We start from the raw sequence: 215 nt of genomic DNA on the forward strand, positions 1-215 counted from the left end.
AAAACCCCCACCTGCTTTCGCAAGTGGGGGTTTCGGAATTTAATCTTGACGATGACCTACTCTCACATGGGGAAACCCCACACTACCATCGGCGATGCATCGTTTCACTGCTGAGTTCGGGATGGGATCAGGTGGTTCCAATGCTCTATGGTCGTCAAGAAATTCTGTAGCCAGAAGGTCTTGTTAGACACTCCAGCGAATCGGGTATGTGATAG

At 49.8% G+C, this 215-nt stretch carries 1 rRNA gene; it reads right to left on the reverse strand.

Going from position 1 to position 215, the window contains the following annotated elements:
• Nucleotides 1-43: 43 nt before the first annotated feature.
• Nucleotides 44-159: ribosomal RNA gene (gene rrf, locus PMM47T1_RS28570) — 5S ribosomal RNA — on the reverse strand.
• Nucleotides 160-215 lie beyond the last annotated feature (56 nt).

The sequence above is a fragment of the Pseudomonas sp. M47T1 genome (genome assembly GCF_000263855.1).
Classification (GTDB): domain Bacteria; phylum Pseudomonadota; class Gammaproteobacteria; order Pseudomonadales; family Pseudomonadaceae; genus Aquipseudomonas.